Source organism: Bacillus luti, assembly GCF_001884105.1.
Lineage (GTDB): Bacteria > Bacillota > Bacilli > Bacillales > Bacillaceae_G > Bacillus_A > Bacillus_A luti.
Genome location: NZ_MACI01000095.1, coordinates 148,106 through 170,594, shown reverse-complemented (window position 1 = coordinate 170,594; position 22,489 = coordinate 148,106). Strand labels below are relative to the sequence as shown.

20 protein-coding genes are annotated in these 22,489 nt (G+C 37.3%); all 20 read right to left on the bottom strand.

Annotated elements, in window-relative coordinates:
- Positions 1 to 428: 428 nt before the first annotated feature.
- Positions 429 to 1,307, bottom strand: a complete 879-nt coding sequence (gene dapA, locus BAQ48_RS25625; protein ID WP_071713244.1) for a 4-hydroxy-tetrahydrodipicolinate synthase — start codon at positions 1,305 to 1,307, stop codon at positions 429 to 431.
- A gap of 11 nt (positions 1,308 to 1,318) precedes the next feature.
- Entirely contained in the window at positions 1,319 to 2,551 is a 1,233-nt protein-coding gene (gene dapG, locus BAQ48_RS25620; protein WP_071713243.1) for an aspartate kinase, read from the bottom strand.
- Between the two features lie 23 nt (positions 2,552 to 2,574).
- On the bottom strand, positions 2,575 to 3,621 hold the full coding sequence (gene asd / locus BAQ48_RS25615) for an aspartate-semialdehyde dehydrogenase (RefSeq protein WP_000414854.1): 1,047 nt from the start codon (positions 3,619 to 3,621) through the stop codon (positions 2,575 to 2,577).
- Positions 3,622 to 3,771: 150 nt separating this feature from the next.
- Positions 3,772 to 4,371 carry a dipicolinate synthase subunit B gene (gene dpaB, locus BAQ48_RS25610; protein WP_001049480.1) on the bottom strand — a complete coding sequence of 200 codons (600 nt, stop codon included), beginning with the start codon at positions 4,369 to 4,371 and terminating at the stop codon, positions 3,772 to 3,774.
- Positions 4,368 to 5,270: a dipicolinic acid synthetase subunit A gene (gene dpaA, locus BAQ48_RS25605; protein WP_071713242.1), complete on the bottom strand. Its 903-nt coding sequence runs from the start codon at positions 5,268 to 5,270 to the stop codon at positions 4,368 to 4,370. The genes dpaB and dpaA overlap by 4 nt, the downstream gene beginning before the upstream one ends.
- A 169-nt stretch (positions 5,271 to 5,439) precedes the next feature.
- On the bottom strand, positions 5,440 to 5,691 hold the full coding sequence (locus tag BAQ48_RS25600; RefSeq protein ID WP_001239744.1) for a YlmC/YmxH family sporulation protein: 252 nt from the start codon (positions 5,689 to 5,691) through the stop codon (positions 5,440 to 5,442).
- Between the two features lie 129 nt (positions 5,692 to 5,820).
- The gene (locus BAQ48_RS25595; protein WP_000593010.1) at positions 5,821 to 7,062 is read right to left on the bottom strand and encodes a M16 family metallopeptidase; all 1,242 of its coding nucleotides are present in this window, start codon (positions 7,060 to 7,062) and stop codon (positions 5,821 to 5,823) included.
- A gap of 86 nt (positions 7,063 to 7,148) precedes the next feature.
- Positions 7,149 to 8,048, bottom strand: coding sequence for a polysaccharide deacetylase family protein (locus tag BAQ48_RS25590; protein WP_071713241.1), 900 nt, complete (start codon positions 8,046 to 8,048; stop codon positions 7,149 to 7,151).
- A 151-nt stretch (positions 8,049 to 8,199) separates the two neighbouring features.
- Complete coding sequence (gene pnp, locus BAQ48_RS25585; protein WP_071713240.1) at positions 8,200 to 10,338, bottom strand: polyribonucleotide nucleotidyltransferase; 2,139 nt, start codon at positions 10,336 to 10,338, stop codon at positions 8,200 to 8,202.
- Between the two features lie 160 nt (positions 10,339 to 10,498).
- Positions 10,499 to 10,768, bottom strand: a complete 270-nt coding sequence (gene rpsO / locus BAQ48_RS25580) for a 30S ribosomal protein S15 (RefSeq protein ID WP_001229392.1) — start codon at positions 10,766 to 10,768, stop codon at positions 10,499 to 10,501.
- A 100-nt stretch (positions 10,769 to 10,868) separates the two neighbouring features.
- Entirely contained in the window at positions 10,869 to 11,840 is a 972-nt protein-coding gene (gene ribF, locus BAQ48_RS25575) for a bifunctional riboflavin kinase/FAD synthetase (RefSeq protein ID WP_071713239.1), read from the bottom strand.
- Positions 11,841 to 11,883: 43 nt separating this feature from the next.
- Positions 11,884 to 12,807, bottom strand: coding sequence for a tRNA pseudouridine(55) synthase TruB (gene truB, locus BAQ48_RS25570; protein ID WP_000399353.1), 924 nt, complete (start codon positions 12,805 to 12,807; stop codon positions 11,884 to 11,886).
- A gap of 86 nt (positions 12,808 to 12,893) precedes the next feature.
- Positions 12,894 to 13,250 (bottom strand): 30S ribosome-binding factor RbfA, encoded by a 357-nt coding sequence (rbfA, locus tag BAQ48_RS25565; RefSeq protein WP_000776443.1) that lies wholly within the window; start codon positions 13,248 to 13,250, stop codon positions 12,894 to 12,896.
- A gap of 15 nt (positions 13,251 to 13,265) precedes the next feature.
- Entirely contained in the window at positions 13,266 to 13,547 is a 282-nt protein-coding gene (locus BAQ48_RS25560) for a DUF503 domain-containing protein (protein WP_000582364.1), read from the bottom strand.
- Entirely contained in the window at positions 13,544 to 15,604 is a 2,061-nt protein-coding gene (infB, locus tag BAQ48_RS25555; RefSeq protein ID WP_000036351.1) for a translation initiation factor IF-2, read from the bottom strand. Before infB ends, BAQ48_RS25560 begins: the two co-directional genes overlap by 4 nt.
- A 4-nt stretch (positions 15,605 to 15,608) precedes the next feature.
- Positions 15,609 to 15,920, bottom strand: coding sequence for a YlxQ family RNA-binding protein (locus BAQ48_RS25550; RefSeq protein ID WP_001286528.1), 312 nt, complete (start codon positions 15,918 to 15,920; stop codon positions 15,609 to 15,611).
- Complete coding sequence (gene rnpM, locus BAQ48_RS25545; RefSeq protein ID WP_000071127.1) at positions 15,921 to 16,193, bottom strand: RNase P modulator RnpM; 273 nt, start codon at positions 16,191 to 16,193, stop codon at positions 15,921 to 15,923.
- Between the two features lie 11 nt (positions 16,194 to 16,204).
- On the bottom strand, positions 16,205 to 17,311 hold the full coding sequence (gene nusA, locus BAQ48_RS25540) for a transcription termination factor NusA (protein ID WP_000102601.1): 1,107 nt from the start codon (positions 17,309 to 17,311) through the stop codon (positions 16,205 to 16,207).
- A 17-nt stretch (positions 17,312 to 17,328) separates the two neighbouring features.
- The gene (gene rimP, locus BAQ48_RS25535) at positions 17,329 to 17,799 is read right to left on the bottom strand and encodes a ribosome maturation factor RimP (RefSeq protein ID WP_000359095.1); all 471 of its coding nucleotides are present in this window, start codon (positions 17,797 to 17,799) and stop codon (positions 17,329 to 17,331) included.
- Positions 17,800 to 18,131: 332 nt separating this feature from the next.
- Positions 18,132 to 22,433, bottom strand: a complete 4,302-nt coding sequence (locus BAQ48_RS25530; protein ID WP_071713238.1) for a PolC-type DNA polymerase III — start codon at positions 22,431 to 22,433, stop codon at positions 18,132 to 18,134.
- Positions 22,434 to 22,489: the final 56 nt, after the last annotated feature.

The following is a 22,489-nucleotide window of genomic DNA, read 5'->3' as shown; positions in this document are numbered from 1 at the left end:
AATATCGAACGAATTTCCTTTATATTTACTCCGATTTTGTACTCCATATTATTTTGAGGAAATAGCTCTAAATACTCTAAATTAATTTCACAATATGGATTTTCAAGACTTATTTTTCTAGAATCGAACAAAAACACTTATAAAATGAAGTTTTTTTATGAATTACGTCATATTCGAGACAATTACTCTGAAAAATAGAAGCAGTAGTTTATTACGTTTATACAAATGTTTATTCTATAATAGCTATGATTTTTTGCTGCCCTTAAAGGTGTATGATTATTTTCTTATACATATTGCAATACATAATGAAGAAGCGGTTAAACAGGTGCATAATATAAATCTTATAAGAACACATAGATGAGAATAAAGGGGAAAAGATTTTCATATCAATAAAAAAATGACCTAGCTTCACACTAGGTCATTTTTTATTAACGAGGGATAGATTGCATAACAGATTGTAACGTTACTCTTTCTTCTTCTGTTAACGGAAGAAGTGGTAAACGTACAGAACCTACGTCTAACCCTACCATTTGTAACGCTGTTTTTACTGGAGTTGGGCTTGGCGCCATAAATAATGAATCAGTTACTCTAACAAGTAATTGATGTAACTTTTGTGCCTTTTTGAACTCTCCTGCTTGAAATGCTGTAATCATTTCTTGCATTTCATTTCCGATAACATGAGATGCTACAGAAACAATCCCTTTCGCTCCAACTACCATAGCCGGTAACGTTAAACCATCATCACCGCTGTATACTGCAAAGTCGTCCGCTGTTTTTTCAATGATTGCTGTCATCGTCAACACATCGCCGCCTGCATCTTTAATCGCAACAATGTTTTCTATTTCTGATAAACGAACAACTGTATCAACGGAGATTTGTACAATAGATCGTCCTGGAACGTTATATAGCATAACCGGAAGCGGCGTGCTTTCAGCAATCACTTTAAAATGCTGATACATTCCTTCTTGACTCGGCTTGTTATAATACGGCGCTACTAGCATTACTGCATCAACACCAACTTCTGTTGCCTTTTTAGTTAATTCAATAGAAGCATGCGTATTATTGCTACCTGTTCCAGCGATTACGGGCACCCTTTTATCGACAACAGATACGACATGGCGATATAACGCTACTTTTTCTTCTGAAGTTAATGTAGGAGATTCTCCTGTCGTTCCTCCTACCACGATTGCTGTTGTACCGTTATCAATTAAATAATTTACCAATTTCGTTGTCTTTGCAAAATCGATATTCCCGTTTATATCAAACGGAGTTACCATCGCAGTTGCAATTGTCCCAAAATCTATCATGGTCTCACTCCTTACTGTTCCAGTTGCTTTTCTTTTGAAAGCTCAAATGCACTATGTAATGCATTTACAGCCTCCACTAAATCGACTTCTTTTACAAGAACCCAAATTGTTGTATGACTATCTGCTGATTGCAGAATTTGAATACCTTTTTCCGCTAAAGCTGTAACGATTTTCGCAGTAACCCCTGGGTACCCTGCCATTCCAGCTCCTACAATAGATACTTTTGCACAATGCTCTGTCACAATCGGCTCATATCCAAGGTTTTTTAATAATTCAACTGCACGATTTGATACATTATCACTCACTGTATAAGCTACACCAGTAGGTGAAATGTTAATTAAATCAACACTGATTCCTTCGTTCGCCATTTCTTTAAACACATGCTGTTGCAAATCATATGCCGTTTCTTTTGCAAGCACTTTAATTTGCGTCACATTAGATACATGAGCGATACCTGTAACAGGACGTTCTTCTACATCACGGCCTTTTGTAGCACCATCAGATGCTGAAATGAGAGTACCTTCACTATCAGAATACGTAGAACGTACACGAAGCGGTACTTTTGCATGCATCGCAATTTCAACTGCACGTGGATGAACGACCTTTGCACCTTGATAAGCCATGTTACAAATTTCATTGTACGTTACAGTTTGAAGATGGCGTGCATCTTTTACAATACGAGGATCCGCAGTCATAACACCTTCTACATCTGTGAAGATATCGATATATTCAGCATGAAGCGCAACACCTAATGCTGAAGCTGAAGTATCGCTACCACCGCGTCCAAGTGTTGTCGTATCACCTTTTTTCGTTTGTCCTTGGAATCCTGTAACAACGATTACATCTACATTTTGTAACTCTTCATGTACACGATCGCAGTTCATTTCAATAATTTTAGCATTTGTAAAATCATCATTTGTTACAAAACCAGCTTGCGCACCATTTAATGCTGCTGCTTTTATACCGTTCTCATTTAACATGTTAGAGAAAACGATTGCTGAGATTAATTCTCCGCATGATAGTAATAAATCTTGCTCACGTTTAGAAATAGTAGATTCCTCTTGGTTTACAAGACTTAACAAAGTATCAGTAGCATACGGTTCACCTTTACGACCCATAGCAGATACGACAGTAACTACTTTATAACCCGCATCTAACGATTTTTTTATATGATGAAGCGCATGCTTACGTCCATTTTCATCACGGACTGACGTGCCACCAAATTTTTGAACAATTATTTTCATATTTTGCACCTTCTCTTAGCCGTTTACACTAATTGTAATTTTACTAAGCGCTCTGCAATTTGAACAGAATTCCATGCAGCGCCTTTTAATAAGTTATCAGATACGACCCAAAGATGGAATCCTTTATCGTTATTTAAATCTTTACGGATTCTTCCAACGAATACTTCGTTTTTACCTACTGCAGTAGCTGGCATTGGATATAATTGCTCTTCTGGATTATCTTGCAGAACAATACCTTCCGCATTTGCAAGTAAGCTCTTAAATTCTTCTACTGTTACGCCTTCTTTTTCTACCTCGATGTAAACAGACTCAGAATGTCCTGATACGACTGGTAAACGTACACATGTCGCAGCTACTTCTAGTTCTGGCATATGCATAATTTTTTTCGTTTCATTAATCATTTTCATTTCTTCAAATGTAAATCCATTATCTTGGAATTTATCAATCTGTGGAATCGCATTAAAAGCGATTTGGAAATGCTTCTTGTCACCTGATACAGGTAAAACATTCGCTTTAACTTCTTCCCCATTTAAGATTGCTTGTGATTGTTCATGAAGTTCTTCAATCGCTGCCGCACCAGCACCTGATACAGCTTGGTATGTGGAAACGATTACTCGTTTTAAACCATATTGCTGACGAACTGGCTCAAGAGCTACTACCATTTGAATTGTAGAACAGTTTGGATTTGCAATAATACCATTATGTTCTTTTAAGTCGTTTTCATTTACTTCAGGTACAACAAGTGGCACGTTTTCTGTCATACGGAATGCACTTGTATTATCAACAACAATCGCACCGCGTTTTGCTGCTTCTGGCGCTAATTGTTTCGATACAGATCCACCAGCACTAAATAGTGCGATATCTACTCCTTCAAAACTTTCAGGAGTTGCCTCTTGAACTGTAAATTCTTCGCCTTTAAATACAAGTTTCTTACCTGCAGATCGTTTAGATGAAAGTAACGTTAATTTCCCGATTGGAAATTCTCGTTTCTCTAAAGTATTTAACATTTGTTCACCAACTGCGCCGGTTGCTCCAACTACAGCGACATGAAAAGTTTTTTGCTTTTCCATCACTATGCCCCTTTCTAGATACCAATCCTTCTATAACTTAGAATCAGAAGGAGTATACAATACCCCTTCTAATCTTAATAACGTTAATTTTATCATATTCTACAGTAAGAATGATGGTTTCATCAAAAATTGTCCGTTTTTTTTCGTTTTTTAATTCATATATCTGAATTTTTCTACGACAACTGGTTGCAATTGCTTCCCTTGCAGTGCTTCTAATACTGTATCTTCAAGCAGCTCCATACGAGCTACCATTGAGTTCGGTTTTTTCTCTGGTGCGTCTTGACCGAATGGGACGAAGTAGATGTTTTTTGTGGCCATGAGGCGCATTAAGTTGACACCATTTAATCCTAATGCATCATTCGTCGAAACAGCCAATACGACAGGCTTGCCATTTCTCAGCGTCGCCTTTGCTGCCATTAGTACAGGAGAATCTGTCATTGCATTCGCAAATTTACTCATAGAGTTTCCTGTTAAAGGAGCAATTACCATACAATCTAATGGGATTTTAGGTCCAAGTGGTTCTGCTCCAACGATTGAATTAATCGCCTTAAAACCTGTTACTTCTTCAATCTTTTTAATCCACTCTGCTCCTTCTCCAAATCTCGTATTTGTTGATTGAACAGTGTAAGAAACAACAGGGCGTACTTCCGCTCCTTCAGCAATTAATTTTTCTAAGTGTGGCATAACTTCCTCGTACGTACAATGTGAACCTGTAAATCCGAAACCAATTCGTTTCCCTTTCAAATTCATTTCTTTTCCTCCCCCTTTGCGATTGCGTCTGCTGTTAATAACTGAGAAAGAACGTTTGCTAAAATTTGCCCTGCCGTTTTCGGAGCAACAATGCCCGGCAAACCAGGTGCTAACAACGCTTTAACTCCTCTTTTTTCCGCATATCTAAAGTCGGTACCACCTGGTTTAGAAGCTAAATCAATTACTAACGTATGAGCTGGCATTTTTGAAATAACATTGGCTGTTACAACGAGATGCGGAATTGTGTTAATGACAATATCGATATTTCCTACTTCTTTCTCAACATCTTGCATATGGAAAGGAGAAAACATCATTTCTGTAATACGTGCAATATGTTCAGATCGTCTTGCTCCAACTTTGACGTGGGCTCCTAATGATTGAAATGCTCTGGCAACACTCATCCCTGTTCTACCAAATCCTAAAACCATTACATTGGACCCATGAATTGTATAGTCGGTATGTTGAATTACCATCATTAATGTACCTTCTACAGTCGGAATAGAATTGTAGATTGCCACATCATCACGATCAAATAATTTAACTAGCTTTCGGTTCGTAGTAGATACGAGATTTTCCAAGTAAGGCGTACCAATACCTGAATATATAGTAAAATGCTCTGGTGTATTTTCAATTTGTTCTTTCGTTATAGAAACTTTTTCATTTGAAAAAATAGTATCTACTTCTCCCTTGGCATTTGTACCTGCAACTGGCAAAATAATTGCATCTACAGAAGTGAAATCTAAATTTTGTATACTTTCTTTTGCTGCCCCTGTGAAACCATGATCTAACTGATCAAACCCTATCAATGAAAGTTTTGCATCCAATTCGACTAGCTTGCGAATTACTTCTAGCTGTCTTGCATCTCCTCCTATGACAGCAATATGCATCTCAGTCAACATTCCCTAATTCACCTTCTTTTTCTGTCATTTATAAGAAAAGTGCCTACTTTTTCTTTTTCCTCCACATCATATGTAATGTACGAGTTTTAGGTGATTGAAAAACGAAAAGCACATATGATTTATCAGCTTTATATGTAGATATAAAAAAGACGACCAAAATGGTCGCCATTCATTTCGAATTTGAATGATCTGTAATATCACAAAGGATCATATCATGTCCCACTTTCTTAATTTGCCTCCACGCTACCCTTATTTCTTGTGGTTCCTTTTTAAAACCTCCCCATTTTCCAGCAGGTATAATAAGCGCTTCTATTTGTCCATCTCCCTCATTAATCTCTAAATCCACATAGCCTAAAACCCCCATTTTTTCTGCTCTTTCTAAATCTACGATCTCTTTACCACTTAATTCACTTAATCGCATATACTCTCCTCCTATCGAATTTTTCATGTAAGCTATCTATATTTAGTACCTATTCTGTATGGCTAAAAAAAATAACCGTACCTTTTTTAAAAGAGGTACGGTTATTTTCGAATATATTATGAAAAACAATTATAGTTTAATTCCTTTTGGAAGTTTTCCATCCGGACTAATAAGTGCCGCAGAAAACTCATCTGTAAACATGTTACGAATTAACCCGTCTACATTTTCTTTTGTTACAGTGTTAACACTTTCAATAATCTCATCAAGTGAACGATGCTTACGAAGAAGCAATTCATTTTTACCATTACGGCTCATACGACTATTCGTACTTTCTAAACTTAACATTAAGTTTCCTTTTAATTGCTCTTTACTATTGATAAGCTCTTTTTCTGTAATACCTGTATTTTTCAATGTCTCTAACGTTTCTTGCATTGTATCATACAGCGTATCTAATTGTTGACTACCTGTTCCACCATACAGTGTTAACATACCTGTATCTTCATAAGAAGAGTGGTAAGAAAATACTGAGTAGGCTAACCCGCGTTGCTCACGTACTTCTTGGAATAAACGACTACTCATACTGCCGCCTAAAATATTATTTAATACAATTAAGTTATAAATATCTTCGTGTCCCATTTGCAAGCCTTTATATCCTAAACATAAATGAGCTTGTTCCGTTTCCTTTTTACGTGCTACCTTATTAAAATGGAAAATTGGGCTATGTACTTGTTCACGGTTTGTCGTTCCTTCATAACTACCGAAATATTGCTCTACTGTTTGTAAAAACGCTTCATCAATATTTCCTGCAATTGATACAACTACATTTTCAGGCGTGTAATGATCTTTTATATATTGACGCAGCGTATCACCTGTAAACGTATCAAGCGTTTCTTCTGTTCCTAAAATAGGATATCCAAGTGGATGCGTTTCATATGTTGCTTTTGTTAACATATCATGTACAATATCATCTGGAGCATCTTCGTACATTTTAATTTCTTCACATACGACATTCTTCTCTTTTTTCAGTTCTTCTTCATCAAATGTTGAATTAAAGAACATATCAGCTAAAACATCTAAAGCATATTTAGCATGCTCATCTAGCACCTTCGCATAGTAACATGTATATTCTTTTGAAGTAAAAGCATTCACTTGCCCACCAATGCTATCAAATGATTCTGCAATTTCTCGTGCGCTACGTGTTTCTGTCCCTTTAAAGAACATGTGCTCTAAGAAGTGAGAAATCCCGTTATTTTTTACATTTTCATTTCTTGATCCTGCATGGATCCAAATACCAATCGCAACCGATCTTACTGTTGGTATGTTCTCCATAACTATTCTTACACCATTTTTACAAGTATATTTTTTAATCAAAAACTTTCCTCCTACTGCCAGTTTCTCTAAATAAATGCTATTATTTAATGATAACAAGTTTAAGGATGAATGTCATGCAAATGTATTTAATCTACACGTTTTTCATCCATTAATTCTGTTATATTCCCTACTTTATATCCTTGTTCCTTCAATTTTGTAATCATTGTGTCTAATGCTTCTGCTGTAGAAGAGGTAGGATGCATTAATACAATAGCACCTGGATGTATTTTGCGCATCACCCTTTGCAATAGTACGTCTGGTTCTGGTCGTTTCCAATCGATTGTATCTACTGTCCACATAATCGTGCCCATGTGAAAATCATCTGCAATTTTCACTACTTCATCTCGAAAGCTGCCACTTGGCGGGGCAAACCATCTCACTTTTTGATTCGTAGCAACTTCTATCATTCGATTTGTTTTTTGCAACTGATCTCGTATTTCATCAGATGCTAACGTTTTCATATTTGGATGTGTGTAAGAATGATTTCCGACTTCTTGATTTGCATCAACAATCATTTTTGCAAATCGTAAATTTTCTTTCACCCAACGGCCTTCTAAAAAGAAAGTCGCCTTCACATCATGTTTTTTCAAAATCTCTAATATACGAGGCAAATACTCATTTCCCCATGCCACATTTATTGTTAATCCCACCATCTTTTTATTTGGATGTCCCCTATAAATTGGAGCCGGTGATAAATCTTCTAGATGGACACTTGGTGATACTTCCTTGAATTCAAGATGTTTTTGATCAAATTTCTTTAGCTTTTTCATATTATTATACGATGCTTCAATATCCACCTGTCTTCCATTATATCCAGGTGTTGCTTTCCATATTTTATCAATCATCGCATTTTGCGGTGCAATCTCATATTGTTTTGCATGCTTTTGAATTTCTTCATATAAGTTATCCTGTGCAAAAACGGAATAAGAGCCTACACTGACATATAAAAAGAATATACATATGTATGCCAATATACGAACTTTCATATAAACCCTCCCATTAACTATATAAAAAAACATTTTCTTCTTATCTTTGTTAATTTGAGCGTTATAATGAAAACTATACCTATACTGACATAAAAATATATGTAAATCATATTTTTACATAACAAAAAAAGCCAGTTATACTGGCTTTTACTTATTGCTGCTCTTGTTTGTTTTCTTCTTTAGCAGCTTCTTTTTCTTGCTCTTCTTTTAGCAATACTTTTCTAGATAAATTCACGCGACCTTGCTTGTCAATCTCGATAACTTTAACTGTAATTACATCACCGATTTTCACAACGTCTTCTACTTTACCTACACGCTCAAGTGCAAGTTCAGAAATGTGAACTAATCCATCTTTACCGCTGAATAATTCAACGAAAGCACCGAATTTCTCAACACGTTTCACTTTTCCTTCGTAGATTTCTCCTACTTGTACTTCGCGAACGATATCTTCGATAATTTTCTTAGCTTTGTCGTTCATTTCTTGATTTATTGAAGAAATGAATACTGTACCATCTTGCTCGATGTCAATTTTAACGCCAGTTTCTTCAATAATTTTATTGATTTGTTTACCGCTTGGTCCGATAACGTCACGGATTTTATCTGGGTTAATTGTCATTGTAATAATCTTTGGAGCGTACGCTGATAATTCAGTGCGTGGCTCTGCAATAACAGATAACATATGATTTAGAATATGCACACGACCAACTTTCGCTTGTTGCAATGCCTCTTCTAAAATTTCACGAGATAGACCATCGATTTTAATGTCCATTTGTAGTGCAGTTACACCTTGTGCTGTACCTGCTACTTTAAAGTCCATATCACCTAAATGATCTTCCATACCTTGAATATCAGATAAAATTGTGTAATGCTCACCTGATTTAACTAGACCCATTGCAATACCTGCAACTGGAGCTTTAAGTGGAACACCAGCATCCATCATTGCTAAAGTACTACCACAAATACTTGCTTGTGAAGTAGAACCATTTGATTCTAAAACTTCAGATACAAGACGTACTGTGTATGGGAAATCTTTTTCAGATGGAATTACAGGCTCAAGAGCACGTTCTCCTAGTGCACCGTGACCGATTTCACGACGACCTGGTCCACGCATTGGTCTTGTTTCACCAACACTAAATGATGGGAAATTGTAATGGTGCATAAAGCGTTTTGATTCTTCTACACCAAGACCATCTAAAATTTGCACATCGCCTAATGCACCTAATGTACAAATACTTAATGCTTGTGTTTGTCCACGTGTGAATAAACCAGAACCGTGTGTACGAGATAAAATACCAACCTCTGATGCTAATGGACGGATTTCGTCACCTTTACGGCCATCTGGGCGGATTTTTTCAACTGTAATAAGACGACGTACTTCTTCTTTTACAATTTTATATAAAATCTCATTTACTTGTCCTAATGTATCAGCGTCAGCTTCCTGCGCTTCGTAATGCTCAATTACACGCTTTTTCACTGCGTTAATTGCATCTTCACGTGCATGTTTCTCATGTACTTGAATTGCAGAATGCATATCCTTCTCAGACATTTCACGTACAGCTTGATTAAGATCAGCGTCAACTTCATAAAGTTTCACTTCTGTTTTCTCTTTACCTACAGCTTGTACAATCTCTTCTTGGAATGCAATTAGACGTTTAATTTCGTCATGACCAAACATAATTGCTTCTAACATCGTTTCCTCAGGCACTTGATCTGCTCCTGCTTCAACCATGTTAATTGCATCTTTCGTACCAGCTACAACAAGGTGAATATCACTTTGTTCTTGCTGTTCTACTGTTGGGTTGATAACGAATTCGCCGTTAATACGACCAACTGTTGCACCCGCGATTGGACCTTCAAATGGAATATCTGAAATCGATAACGCTAATGAAGAACCAAGCATAGCTGCCATTTCAGAAGAACAATCTTGATCAACACTCATTACAATGCTAACAACTTGTACTTCGTTACGGAAACCATCTGCGAAAAGTGGACGAATTGGACGGTCGATTAAACGACTTGCCAAAATTGCTTTTTCACTTGGACGACCTTCACGTTTAATGAAACCGCCAGGAATTTTTCCGACTGCATATAAACGCTCTTCATAGTTTACTGTAAGTGGGAAGAAATCTACATTTTTAGCTTCTTTTGATGCAGTTGCTGTAGATAGAACCGCTGTATCGCCATATCTTACTAATACTGCCCCGTTCGCTTGCTTTGCAAGCTGACTTGTTTCAACTGTTAGCTGACGACCAGCCCAATCTATCGAGAAGACTTGCTTTTCTTGACTCATTTAAGTACCCCTCTCAATTTAAAGTATTCAATTCTTCTATGTAAATGGATAGTATATCACAATATTCTACCTCTAGTATTACCGAAAATGAAGTAAGCTATAAAGAGTAGAAGATATATTTTTACCTAACAAAAAAGCGGGAATATTCCCGCTTCTCTGACTATCGACGTAAGCCAAGCTTTGTGATTAATTCACGGTAACGTGTGATATCGCTATTACGAAGGTAAGTTAGTAAGTTACGACGTTTACCAACCATCTTTAATAGACCACGACGTGAATGATGATCTTTCTTGTGAGTACGTAAGTGCTCGTTTAGAGTGTTAATTTGCTCCGTTAGGACAGCAATTTGAACCTCTGGAGAACCAGTATCAGTCTCATGAGTTCTAAATTGTGCAATGATTTCATTTTTACGCTCTTGTGTTAAAGCCATCCTATTTCACCTCCTAATAATTAAACCCCCAATTACCTAGCAAGCGTCGGTGAGTCGCAATGCCAAGCAATGGTTGTCATAAAGTACATAACATAGAATACTACTTTTCATTTGAAAAAGCAAGTATATTCTTTTCGTTCGTAAAATATTCTTGTGCTGTTTTCTTATCTTTTGCGATTTGTTCAACTAACTCATCGATGCCATTGAATTTCTTCTCTTCTCTTATACGCATATGCCACTCTACTGTAACATTTTGATCATATATGTCTTTGTTAAATTCAAATAAGTGCACTTCAATAGATAATTGACGCTCATCTTCTTTAAAGGTTGGTTTATATCCAATATTACATACACCATCGTACCATTCATCGTGAACTTTTAATCTCACTGCATAAACACCTACAGGTGGTAATAGATACTCATCACTTAAACCTACATTAGCTGTCGGAAAACCAATTTGACGTCCACGTTTGTCACCGTGTACAACCGTTCCCCCTACTGTATACGCTCTACCTAAAATAGATGGAATTTGTTCCATTTCGCCATTTCGAATTAACTTTCGTAATGCTGTAGAACTTACTTTCTCTTCTTGAAATTCAACTTTTTCAATCACAGTCTGTGTAAACTCCCCTCTTGCATGAAATGGTAAAGTCTCCATCTTTCCTTTTCCTAAACGTCCATATGAATAATCAAATCCTGCTACTACATGCTTTACATTTAAACCAATAATATAATCATCTACAAATTGTTGTGGCAATAAGCCTGCAAATGATTCGTCAAATTTAACAACATATAATATATCGATTCCTAAGTTCTCGACTATTTTTTCTTTATCACACATTGGTGTAATATACTCGGCATGCGCTTCTTTTTTACCTAAAACAACAGATGGATGCGGATAAAATGTCATCACTGCACTTTTGTATCCCCGTTCATCTGCTATTTGCTTCGCAGTTCGAATCACACATTGATGTCCTAAATGAATGCCATCAAAAAATCCTAATGCCATTACAGTAGGTGGTAATTCTAATTTATTTTGTTCATGTGGATGAGTTAAATGAATAAGTTTCACGCTTGAATTCACCTTTTTCTGTAATAATCCTTCCAATAATTCATTATAGCTTTAGTTCTTGATTATTCACAAGTACTTTCATCGGCTTTAGCATACCAGGGTGTTTTGGATGGTGCTCATAAATTGCAAGGCAGCGATCGTTTTTATCAAACACTGTTATAAATGGCGCCGTTATCTGCAATTCATTTTTTAAGAACATACCATTCTTTATTTTTTCTGCTTGCTTTTCATCTACAACCATTTTCGGGAACTTGCTTAACGCTTCATCAATTGAAATGAAGATAGACTCTACTGTTCCATTTTGCACGTTTTCTTCAATTTCTTCAAATGATATGCAATCTTCTAATAAAAATTCACCAGATGCTGTTCTTACAAGGTGAGACATATGTGATGGAAAACCAAGTTTTTCTCCGATCATTACTGCGAGCGTTCTTACATACGTCCCTTTACTACATGTTACACGGAAACGGAATGAAATATTTTCTCCTTCAAAAACTTCACGGTCATCTAGTAATACAAATTCATGAATTGTAATTGTACGAACTGGACGTTCAACCTCTTGTCCTGCTCTTGCATATTCATATAATTTTTTCCCATTAACTTTTACAGCCGAAAACATCGGAGGCATTTGTTCAATCGTACCTGTTAATGCCGCAAGAACCTCTTCCACTTCCTTACGAGTAATAACACGATCTACATTTTTCGTTTCCACAACTTCACCCGAAGCATCTTCAGTTGTTGTTGAAAAACCTAGTGTCACTTCACCTTCATACGTTTTCGTTTCACTTGTTAAAAATTGCGCAATCTTCGTCGCTCGTCCAACACAAATAGGTAATACTCCTGTTACATCTGGATCTAATGTTCCTGTATGACCAATTCGTTTTTCACGCAATATCTTTCTTAATTTAAATACACAATCATGTGATGTCATGCCCTTTGGCTTATGTAATAGTACTACACCTTCCATATATGTTCACCTCATCGTAATTCTTTCATAGTCATTACCTAAAACTTATTTTACATTGAAAAAATGGATAGACAAATGTCTATCCATTATTCTTCACGTTTACCTTCTTTATTAATTTCATGTAAAAGTGTATCAATTCGATGACCATATCCGATAGATTCATCAAATTCAAAGGAAATTTCCGGCGTTTTACGAAGACGAATACGTTGGCCAATTTCTGAACGAATGAAGCCTTTTGCCTTCGCTAAACCTTTTAGCGTACTTTCTTTCTGTTCTTCATCACCTAAAACAGAAATATACACTGTAGCAATTTGTAAATCTCCACTCACTTGTACATCTGTTACAGTAACAAATCCGACACGTGGATCTTTAATTTTACGACTGATGATGTCGCCTAATTCTTTTTTCATTTGCTCGCCTACACGGTTTGCACGTAATTTCATAACTCTTCACCTCATTCAATACCATTCCAATTGTGTTATCGTACGTTCAATTTCAGGAAATGAATCGATATACTCAAGTACACGATTCATTTCTTTTTCACAAATAACACGATTAGAGGATACAGAAACAATTGCAATTTCTGTACGTTGCCATACATCTTGATGCCCTACTTCTGAAACAGCTACGTTATAACGCTGCTTCACACGAGTTAGCACCCGTTGCAAAATTGCTCGTTTCTCTTTTAAGGAATGCACATCGTAAATCATACACTCGAATGAGAGTGAAGCGATAATCATCGCTTCACTTCTTCCATAATGTACGCTTCAATGATGTCCCCTTCTTTAAGATCATTATATCTCTCAATTGTAATACCACACTCATAGTTTTGTGCAACTTCTTTTACATCGTCTTTGAAACGTTTTAACGTATCAAGTTGTCCTTCGAAAATTACTATACCATCGCGGATAATACGAACGCCACTATCACGTGTAATTTTACCGTCTATTACGTAACAACCTGCGATTGTTCCAACTTTTGTTACTTTAAACGTTTGACGAACTTCCGCTTGACCGATTACTTTTTCTTCGAATTCTGGATCAAGCATACCTTGCATTGCTAATTCAATTTCTTCGATTACTTTGTAGATAATACGGTGTAAGCGAACATCAACGTTCTCTAATTCAGCTGTACGCTTCGCGTTCACATCTGGACGTACGTTAAATCCAATTACAATTGCATTAGATGCAGAAGCTAAAATAACATCAGATTCTGTAATCGCACCTACACCAGTGTGAATAATTTTAACTTTTACGCCTTCAACATCAATTTTACGAAGTGATGCTGCCATTGCTTCTACAGAACCTTGTACGTCTGCTTTTACAATTAAGTTAATTTCTTTTACATCGCTCTCTTGGATTTGTTGGAATAAATCTTCAAGGCTTAATTTAGATTTCTCACCACGTTGTGCAAGTAACGCTTCTTGTGCACGTGATTCACCGATTTGACGAGCTTTCTTCTCATCAGCGAATGCCATGAAACGATCTCCAGCCTGTGGTACTTCATTTAAACCTGTAATTTCAACAGGAGTTGATGGACCAGCAACTTTTACACGACGACCAATATCACTTACCATTGCACGAACACGTCCGAATGATGTACCAACAACGATTGGGTCTCCAACTCGAAGTGTACCGTTTTGAACAAGTAATGTCGCGATAGTTCCTTTACCTTTATCAAGTTGTGCTTCAATTACAGTACCAGTCGCATAGCGATTTGGATTTGCTTTATATTCTTCTACTTCACTTACAAGAAGAATCATTTCTAGTAAGTTGTCAATTCCTTCGCCTTGAATCGCAGAGATTGGTACGAAGATTGTATCTCCACCCCATGCTTCTGGAACTAATTCATATTCTGTTAATTCTTGCATTACGCGATCAGGATTTGCTGCTGGTTTATCCATTTTATTCACAGCTACAATAATTGGTACTCCAGCTGCTTTCGCATGGCTAATCGCTTCAACTGTTTGTGGCATAACACCGTCATCAGCTGCAACAACAAGGATTGTAATATCAGTTACTTGCGCACCACGAGCACGCATCGTTGTAAATGCCGCGTGACCAGGCGTATCTAAGAAAGTAATCTTCTTATCATTTACTTCAACTTGGTATGCACCAATATGCTGAGTAATTCCACCTGCTTCGCCAGCAGTCACTTTTGAGTTACGAATAGAGTCAAGTAATGTTGTTTTACCATGGTCAACGTGTCCCATGATTGTAACTACAGCTGGACGTTCTTTTAAGTTCTCTTCATCATCTTGCTCATCGATGAATGTTTCAAATTCAGTCTCACTTACAATTACTTCTTCTTCTACTTCAATACCGTAATCAGTAGCAATTAACTCAATTGTATCTTTATCTAAGTCTTGGTTAATTGTTGCCATAATTCCTAGCATGAAAAGTTTCTTAATAATTTCAGACGGCTCTTTGCTTAATTTTTTAGCAAGCTCACCTACTGTAAGGCTTCCAGAGAAAGTAATTTTATCTGGTGTTTCTACTATTTGTGTTTGTTGTCTTCCAGCAAAGTTATCTTGACGCTTGTCTTCGTTACCTTTACCTTTTTTCTTTTTCTTGTTGCTGTTCTTTTTACTACGAACAACCTTTTCTTCTACTTCAAACTCATCTGCAACAGAAGGTTTTTCTGCTTGGTATTCATTATCTAATTTGTTTACTACTTCATCGTCTAACATTGTCATATGATTCGAAACCTCGATATTCATTTCTTTTAGTTTTGTCATAAGATCTTTACTTGAGATATTATGTTGTTTTGCATATTCATGCACTCGAATTTTACTCATACCTTCACCCCCGGTAATTTGTATCGAGCATGCTACGCAGCTTTTTCGCAAAGCCTTCATCTAACACAGCTACAACGACTCGCTCATCTCTCCCAATCGCATGCCCTAATTGTTGTCGATTTTCGACCTTTCTCATTGGTACGTTGTAATACGTCGTTTTATCCGTGATGCGTTTTGTAGTATTTGCTGACGCATCTTCAGATAGCAATACAAGCTTTGCTTTGCCACTTCGTACTTCTTTTAAAACGAGTTCTTCACCCGAAATAAGTTTTCGGGCCCGGTTTGCTAGTCCTAAAAACGATTTCCAATCGGACACTTATTTCGACTCCTTCTCAACAAGCTCAAGAAGCTCTTCGTATAGAGAACCGTCGATTTTCGCTTTTAGATGATGTTCCAAAACATTTTTCTTTTGAGCTTGAAGAATGCTTTCTTTATCTTTTGACAAGTATGCACCTCGTCCTGATTTTTTTCCAGTTAAATCAATGGACACTTCTCCCTCTTTGGAACGAACAATGCGAACGAGCTCTCGTTTTGATTTCATTTCTTGCGTCGCAACACATTTTCGTAACGGAACTTTTCGATTGCTCATACTCATCACCTCTATTCGATTTCGTCTTCAACAGAATCGAATCCGAATGCGATTACGCTATCTTCTTCTGTTACAATACCAAGTTGTTTCGCATCAGACTCACTCTTAATATCAATTTTCCAGCCTGTTAATTTAGCCGCAAGACGCGCATTTTGTCCACGCTTACCGATAGCTAATGATAGCTGGTGGTCTGGAACAACAACAGTTGTCGCTTTTTCTTCTTCATCTACAAGCACTTTAACAACTTGTGATGGGCTTAAAGCATTTGCAACATATTCAACTGGATCATTTGACCAGCGAACGATGTCAATTTTTTCACCTTTTAATTCGTCTACAATGCGTTGTACACGTTGTCCTTTCGGTCCTACACAAGAACCTACTGGATCCACGTCAATGTTCTCTGCATATACAGAGATTTTAGAACGATCGCCAGCTTCACGTGCTACAGAACGAATCTCTACCGTTCCATCATAAATTTCAGGAACTTCCATTTCGAATAAACGTTTTAAAAGACCAGGATGTGTACGTGATACGTAAATTTGTGGTCCTTTTGTTGTTTTTTCTACTTTCGTAATGAATACGCGAATACGATCATGTGGTTTGTATTGCTCATTAGGCATTTGCTCACTTACAGGTAATAAAGCTTCTACTTTCCCTAAGCTTACATAGATGAAACGAGCATCTTGACGTTGTACAATACCAACCATAATATCTTCTTCACGGTCACTAAACTCAGAGTAAATAACACCGCGCTCTGCTTCACGCACTCTTTGTGTTACAACTTGTTTAGCAGTTTGTGCTGCAATACGACCGAAATCTTTTGGTGTTACTTCGATTTCTAGTACGTCACCATCTTGGTAGTTTGGATTAATTTGTCTTGCTTCCTCTACAGAAATTTCAAGACGTGGATCAAACACATTATCTACTACGTCTTTACGTGCTAAAACTTGAATTGTTCCCACTTCTGGGTTAAAGCTCACACGAACGTTTTGTGCTTGATTAAAATTGCGCTTATAAGCAGAGATTAACGCTGCTTCAATCGCATCAATAATAATATCTTTGCTAATTCCTTTTTCTGACTCTAATACGAGCAAGGCATCTAACAACTCAGTGCTCATGAAGATCCCCCTTCTAACTAAAACGTAACAGCAAGTCGCGCATTTGCAACTTTATCCATTGGAATTTGGATTTCTTTTTTACGTGTTTTAATTGTTAATAATAATGTTATTGTTGTACCATCGTAAGAAAGCAGTTTGCCTTCAAACATTTTTTCACCGTCAATCGGCTCATATGTTTTAATTGCCACTTGTTTTCCTACCGCTTGCTGGAAGTCTTTCTCTTTCTTTAATGGGCGTTCCGCTCCAGGAGATGATACATCCAAAAAGTAAAGATGAGGAATTGGATCCTCTTTATCTAAAGCTTCGCTTAAACGTTCACTTACCGCACCGCATTCTTCAATGTCGACTCCCTTTTCAGAATCGATGAATACGCGTAAGAACCAGTCTTGTCCTTCTTTCACATACTCTACATCTACAAGTTCAAGATTTAACTCTTCAACGATCGGCTGCGCAAATGCTTCTACAACTTCTGTGACTTTCTTATCCATAAACAGCCTCCTTCCTGCCGCCATGTACCATTTACAAGAAAAGACTCCGTCCATAGAACGGTCTATCTTATTCTTTCTCGTTAGCTAACAAAAGCCCCTGCCGTTAAGCAGGGAATATCTGTCTTAGTATTACCAAATTTAAGAAGTAAAACTTGTAACAAAATATGTATATACGACAGAAATTTCTTACCTCTCTACATCAATAAAACGTAGATAGTAACACGAAAGAGTGGGTTTCCCCACTCTTTTTTTCACACAATATACATGACATGGTTATCTCGGTTAATAGTATACCATAGCAAATGTTGATTTGCAAAGACTTTTCCTACCTATTAGAACAGTGATAACTGGTTTTGATCCGGCAAATCTCCTAAGCAACCTTGACTATCTAAATACTCAATTATCGTTTTCGAAACCTTACTGCGTTGCTGTAAGTCTTCTTTTGATAAGAAGTCGCCATTTTTACGTGCTTCTACAATACTTAAAGCAGCGTTCGTACCTAGACCAGGCACTGCATTAAATGGAGGAATTAATGAGTCGCCATCAATAATAAATTCTGTTGCATGTGAGCGGTATAAATCAACCTTTTGGAATGAGTATCCACGTTCACACATTTCAAGTGTCATTTCTAGTACTGTTAATAAACTCTTCTCTTTTGGCGCAGCATCGAGTCCCTTTTGCGCAATTTCATCAATTCTCACACGTATAGATGCCGAGCCTTTCGCCATCGCCTCTACATCAAAGTCATCTGCACGAACTGTAAAGTAAGCCGCATAGAATAGAAGCGCGAAATGCACTTTAAAGTATGCAATACGTACAGCCATAAGTACGTAAGCAGCCGCATGGGCTTTTGGGAACATGTACTTGATTTTCTTACATGAATCAATATACCAACCTGGTACGTTATTACTTTTCATGTCCTCTTCCCATTCTTCTGGTACACCTTTACCTTTACGTACCGACTCCATGATTTTGAAAGCTAATGATGGGTCTAAACCTTGATAGATTAAATATACCATGATGTCATCACGACAACCAATAACTTCACTCAGCGTACATGTACCGTTATAAATTAACTCGTTTGCATTACCGAGCCATACGTCCGTACCATGTGATAGTCCAGAAATCTGCACTAACTCTGAGAATGTCGTAGGTTTTGTCTCTTCTAACATCTGTCTTACGAATTTCGTACCAAACTCTGGTATACCAAGTGTACCTGTTTTACAGTTAATTTGTTCTTCCGTTACGCCTAACGATTCTGGGCCAGAGAAAATTTTCATTACTTCCGGATCGTCCGTTGGGATTGTTTTCGGATCAATACCACTTAAATCTTGTAACATACGAATAACTGTCGGGTCATCGTGTCCTAGTATATCAAGTTTCAATAAGTTATCATGAATCGAGTGGAAATCAAAGTGTGTCGTTCTCCACTCAGCCCCTATTGAATCTGCCGGAAACTGTATTGGTGAGAAATCAAAGATGTCCATGTAATCTGGCACAACGATAATACCACCTGGATGCTGTCCGGTTGTACGTTTTACACCGGTACATCCTGCTACTAAGCGGTCAATCTCTGCATTGCGAATCGTTAAGTTATGATCATTTGCATAACCTTTTACATATCCATAAGCCGTTTTCTCTGCAACTGTACCAATCGTTCCTGCACGATATACATAATCTTCACCGAACAGTACTTTCGTATAGTTATGGGCACGTGGTTGGTATTCTCCAGAGAAGTTCAAATCGATATCGGGTACCTTATCTCCTTTAAATCCTAGGAACGTTTCGAACGGAATGTCATGTCCATCTTTTACATAAGGAACATTACATGTTGGACAACTTTTATCTGGCAAGTCAAAACCAGAACCTACAGAACCATCATTAAAGAATTCGGATTGCTTACACTTCGGACATACATAATGTGGTGGTAATGGGTTTACCTCTGTAATTTCCATCATCGTTGCTACGAATGATGAACCTACCGATCCACGCGAACCTACTAAATATCCGTCTACTAACGATTTTTTCACAAGCTTATGTGAAATTAAATAAATTACGGCGAATCCGTGTCCAATAATACTTTTCAATTCTTTTTCTAAACGCGCTTCTACAATTTCAGGTAGCTCTTCACCATAAATGCTACGCGCCATTTCATAACTCATATCACGCGTTTCATCATCTGCACCTTCAATTTTCGGTGTGTATAGATCATCTTTTACTGGATGAACATCGCCAATTAATGATGCAATTTTTTGTGTATTCGTGACAACAATTTCTTTCGCTGTATCTTCACCTAAGAATGAGAAACACTCTAACATTTCATCTGTTGTACGGAAATGTACAGGCGGTAACGAATGTCGATTTAATGGATTAGCTCCACCCTGCGAGCTGACTAAAATTTTGCGATACATTGCATCCTCTTGATCTAAATAATGCACGTTTCCTGTAGCGACAACTGGTTTATCTAACGTCTCACCTAGTTTTACTAAGTTAGAAATAATTGTTTTTAATTGCCCCTCATCTCGAACAAGCTCACGTTCTACTAAATGACGTAACACCTCTGGAGGCATTACCTCAATGTAATCATAGAACTGCGCAATTTCTTCTACCTCTTCTGGAGCTTTTTGCATCATTGCCTCAAACACTTCACCTTTATCGCAAGCTGTTCCTACTAAAATTCCTTCACGGTATTTTTTTAATAGTGACCTTGGTACACGTGGTACACGGTAAAAGTAATTCAGATGAGAATAAGAAACAAGTTTGTATAAATTTTTCAATCCAACGTCTGATGTAGCAAGTAATGTCATATGACTTGGACGTCCACGTTTATATGCATCCCCTTGTCCCATGCTATCATTTAATTGATCGTGATATTCAAAACCTTTTTCAATCACATCTTTTAACATTTTCACAAGTAAATATCCCGTTGCTTCAGTATCATAAATCGCACGGTGATGTTGCGTTAATTCAATATCAAGCTTTTTACACATCGTATTTAATCGATGATTTTTCATTTCTGGGAATAAGAATCGTGCAAGTTCTAACGTATCAATAACTGGGTTATTCGTTTTTTCTAGCCCCGCCTTTTTAAATCCTACGTTAATGAAGCCCATATCGAAGCTTGCGTTATGAGCAACAAGTGTATGGTCGCCCATCCATTCCTCAAACTTTTTAAACACTTCATCCACTTCTGGAGCATCTGTTAACATATCATCTGTTATACCTGTTAATTCAATAATCGTCGCCGATAGTGGTTGATGTGGATTTGCGAAAGATTCAAAGCGGTCAATAATTTCGCCACCTTTTACTTTTACAGCCGCCAACTCAATAACTGTATCGTACACAGCTGATAACCCTGTCGTCTCAACGTCAAAAACAACATACGTTTCCTCTGCCAGTAAACGATGCGCTTCGTTATATGCTATCGGTACACCATCATTAACTAAATTTGCCTCTACACCGTATATAACTTTAACCCCAGCCTTTTTACCCGCAGAGTATGCTTCCGGGAAAGACTGAGCAACAGCATGGTCTGTAACCGCAATAGCCTCATGCCCCCATTTCCCTGCTTGGGCAACAAGCTTAGAGACAGGCGTAACAGCATCCATTTGACTCATTGGAGTATGAAGGTGCAGCTCTACACGTTTTTCGCCTTCTGGCGCTTTATCTTTACGAGACGGTCCTGTTATTTCATTAATATCATTTGCAATCATTACTAGATCTCGAACGAATGTATCATTTTGGACAGAACCACGAGCCTTCACCCACATTCCTTTTTTCAAGGATTGTAGCATTGGAATATCTTCTTTATCACGTGAGAACATTTTGATCATAATAGAATCTGTATAATCCGTTATTTTTAACGTTAATAACGTACGTCCACTACGAAGCTCTTTTGTTTCCACATGGAAGACATATCCTTGAACCGTTTTTCTTCTTTCTTCATCTTGAATTTCTCGCATCGGTGTAATCTCTTCATCTGGCTTAATCAGATACCCGAGTGTAATCGGTCCTTCATGCACAACGCTGCTTTCTTCAGCTTGCTTCTTCGCCATTTCTTCCATAGCTTGTATAACACGCTCGCGGTCTTCTTGCTGCGTTTGCTCACGAAACTTTTGCATTTCTTCTACATTTTGTTTTATATGTGTGTCTAACTGAAAACGTGGAAATCCAAAAGCTTCATATTGTTCACCTACTGGTTTCGCAACGTTTTTCTTTAGAGCAGTAGATTCTAGCTCATTATTCACATTTATTAGCAACTTCACGCCATTCACTTGTGGAAGTTGTTTTTTTAAGTACGCAAACATAGGTGAAAATGTAATTCGTTCCGTACAAAGTGGCCAATACGCCCTCACTTCTTCTTCTGTAAATTGTTTATTCTCTGTTTCTAATGCAAATGTTGTTCTTGCAATATGAGAAAATGATTGCTTAAGCTTTGTTTCTAGCAATTCATATAATTCTGTTGGCAAAATACGTGGCACTTGTAAGTCAAAATGCCAACTTTTATTTGCTTTATCGATAACTAGCTTTTCAATACCACCGCCATGTAAATATTGATTTATAAGGTCTTCTGGTATTTGCAACTGCTGGAGCAAAATTTGAAATCGCTCTTGTTGTTCATTTGTTAAAGACATAAGCACTCTCCTTCCATTTGCTATTATAAATTGAAACGTACTACAAAGAAAGATTT

Coding starts and splice junctions, on each gene's coding strand:
- dapA (WP_071713244.1), bottom strand. CDS start 1,307: ATGATAGATTTTGGGACAATTGCAACTGCGATGGTAACTCCGTTTGAT.
- dapG (WP_071713243.1), bottom strand. CDS start 2,551: ATGAAAATAATTGTTCAAAAATTTGGTGGCACGTCAGTCCGTGATGAA.
- asd (WP_000414854.1), bottom strand. CDS start 3,621: ATGGAAAAGCAAAAAACTTTTCATGTCGCTGTAGTTGGAGCAACCGGC.
- dpaB (WP_001049480.1), bottom strand. CDS start 4,371: ATGAATTTGAAAGGGAAACGAATTGGTTTCGGATTTACAGGTTCACAT.
- dpaA (WP_071713242.1), bottom strand. CDS start 5,270: ATGTTGACTGAGATGCATATTGCTGTCATAGGAGGAGATGCAAGACAG.
- BAQ48_RS25600 (WP_001239744.1), bottom strand. CDS start 5,691: ATGCGATTAAGTGAATTAAGTGGTAAAGAGATCGTAGATTTAGAAAGA.
- BAQ48_RS25590 (WP_071713241.1), bottom strand. CDS start 8,048: ATGAAAGTTCGTATATTGGCATACATATGTATATTCTTTTTATATGTC.
- pnp (WP_071713240.1), bottom strand. CDS start 10,338: ATGAGTCAAGAAAAGCAAGTCTTCTCGATAGATTGGGCTGGTCGTCAG.
- rpsO (WP_001229392.1), bottom strand. CDS start 10,768: ATGGCTTTAACACAAGAGCGTAAAAATGAAATCATTGCACAATTTAGA.
- truB (WP_000399353.1), bottom strand. CDS start 12,807: ATGGAAGGTGTAGTACTATTACATAAGCCAAAGGGCATGACATCACAT.
- rbfA (WP_000776443.1), bottom strand. CDS start 13,250: ATGAAATTACGTGCAAACCGTGTAGGCGAGCAAATGAAAAAAGAATTA.
- BAQ48_RS25560 (WP_000582364.1), bottom strand. CDS start 13,547: ATGATTATCGCTTCACTCTCATTCGAGTGTATGATTTACGATGTGCAT.
- infB (WP_000036351.1), bottom strand. CDS start 15,604: ATGAGTAAAATTCGAGTGCATGAATATGCAAAACAACATAATATCTCA.
- rnpM (WP_000071127.1), bottom strand. CDS start 16,193: ATGAGCAATCGAAAAGTTCCGTTACGAAAATGTGTTGCGACGCAAGAA.
- nusA (WP_000102601.1), bottom strand. CDS start 17,311: ATGAGCACTGAGTTGTTAGATGCCTTGCTCGTATTAGAGTCAGAAAAA.
- rimP (WP_000359095.1), bottom strand. CDS start 17,799: ATGGATAAGAAAGTCACAGAAGTTGTAGAAGCATTTGCGCAGCCGATC.
- BAQ48_RS25530 (WP_071713238.1), bottom strand. CDS start 22,433: ATGTCTTTAACAAATGAACAACAAGAGCGATTTCAAATTTTGCTCCAG.